The organism is Novosphingobium colocasiae (genome assembly GCF_014652555.1).
GTDB classification, from domain to species: domain Bacteria; phylum Pseudomonadota; class Alphaproteobacteria; order Sphingomonadales; family Sphingomonadaceae; genus Novosphingobium; species Novosphingobium colocasiae.
The window spans coordinates 1-1,450 of the sequence record NZ_BMZA01000056.1; the positions used below are offsets into that span (position 1 = coordinate 1).

2 protein-coding genes and 1 pseudogene are annotated in these 1,450 nt (G+C 66.8%); all 3 read left to right on the plus strand.

The features are described 5' to 3' along the window. Nucleotides 1-241: pseudogene (locus tag IE122_RS18175) on the plus strand (IS66 family insertion sequence element accessory protein TnpB); the annotation flags it as partial. After that, a complete protein-coding gene (gene tnpB, locus IE122_RS18180; protein WP_009822160.1) occupies nt 238-591 on the plus strand; it encodes an IS66 family insertion sequence element accessory protein TnpB in 354 nt (117 codons plus the stop codon). The pseudogene IE122_RS18175 and the gene tnpB, both read left to right, overlap by 4 nt. Before the next feature lie 66 nt (nt 592-657). Continuing rightward, nucleotides 658-1,450 (plus strand): IS66 family transposase (locus IE122_RS18185; protein ID WP_189622636.1); only part of this gene is annotated, 793 nt, incomplete at its 3' end.

Sequence of the window (1,450 nt, forward strand, 5' to 3'; positions counted from 1 at the left end):
CGGCGCGATCATTACGACGGAGCCCGCACCTGCGCTGGCAGTGCCCGAGCCCCAGAAGGCACCGCGACCTATTTCGTCGCCGATGCCGCCAGCGCCGGAGGATCTGATCCGCCCCCATCCCGGTGCCCGCCCCGGCGCGATAGACATAGACCTGCCGAGCGGCGTGCGCTTGTCGGTGGACAGCTATGTCAACGAGAAGGCGCTGGCCCGCGTGCTGCGTGCATTCCGGGATGTCTCGTGATCTCGCTGGCACCCGGAACGAAGGTCTACCTGGCAAGCAAGCCGGTCAGCATGCGGCTCGGCTTCGACGGGCTGGCAGCGCTGGTCCGCCCGCTGTTCGCGGTCGAGCCCTACGGCGGGCATGTTTTCCTCTTCCGAAGCAAGAGCGGCAACTACCTGAAGGCGCTGCACTGGGACGGGACCGGTCTCTGCCTGTTCGCGAAGCGCCTGGAACGCAGCCGTTTCGTCTGGCCGCCACTCATCGAGGGCGGTGTCGTGTTGACCCCGGCACAGTTTGCGCTGCTGATCGAAGCGATGGATTGGCGGCGCACCGTAGCTCCCGATCCGCCCCGTCTGCCGGTGCAGATTTGACGCGATAATCGGCGTATTTCCGGGCATTCTGCTTGGGCGGAAGACCTGATTCTGCTATCGCGAAGTGTGTCTCCCGACGATCTCGAACTGCCTGCCGATCCCGCAGAACTGCGCGCTTTCGCCGAGACGATGCGCGCACGCCTGGCGGCCTCGGAGCAGGCGCTGGAAGCCGAACGGGTGGCCCATGACGCGACCCGTGGGAAGCTCGAGACCGCCCAGAACTCGATTAAGCTGACCGCACTGCAGATCGAGAAGCTCAAGGTCCAGCTGGCCCGCCTTCGGCGCATGAAGTTCGGTCAGTCCTCGGAGCGTCTTGCGCTCCAGGCCGACCAGCTCGAACTGACGCTGGAGGATCTCGAGGCCGAGCATGCCCATGCCGAGTGTTTGATCGAGGGCCATGTGCCCGAAGATGCCCCGGCCAAGGCTGCCCCTCGCAAGCCGCGCCGTGCTCCGCTGCCCGACCACCTCCCTCGCGACGAGGTTATGCACGCAGCGCCAGATGCCGATGGCTGTTCCGCCTGTGGGGGCACGATGGGCAAGCTCGGCGAGGACGTGACCGAAGTGCTGGAATATGTCCCCGGCCGGTTCCGCGTCGTCCGTCATGTCCGGCCCAAGCTTTCCTGCAACCGCTGCGATGCGATCAGCCAGGCGCCGGCCCCGGCGCTTCCCGTGCCGCGCGGCCGTGCTGGTCCCGGCCTGCTGGCCCACGTCATCGTCTCCAAGTTCGCCGATCACTTGCCCCTGTATCGCCAGTCGCAGATCTACGCCCGCGAGGGCGTGGAGATCAGCCGCTCGACGATGGCGGACTGGCTCGGCCAGGCAAGCTGGCTGCTGCAACCGCTCGTCGATCGGATCGCCG